A 236-nucleotide genomic window follows, 5' to 3' on the forward strand; every position below is an offset into this window, starting at 1 on the left:
CCCCGAACCCGACCCCGCCGCCGCCGCCGACGACTTTCAGTTCCGCCTTGGATTCGGCTCGAATACTTATGAATTAACTTCTTACCGTCGTGTGCGGCCGCCCTCCGGCCGCGACTGCCATGCACGATGAGCTACCCGCGCCCCCGACGATGGGGGCCCCGATTGCCGAGTCGAGGACCGAGCGCAGCGACGACCACCGAGACCGCGGCGACGGCCTGCGGGACCGCGGGGTCGGC

The organism is Halorubrum sp. Ea1, assembly GCF_002252965.1.
Lineage (GTDB): Archaea > Halobacteriota > Halobacteria > Halobacteriales > Haloferacaceae > Halorubrum.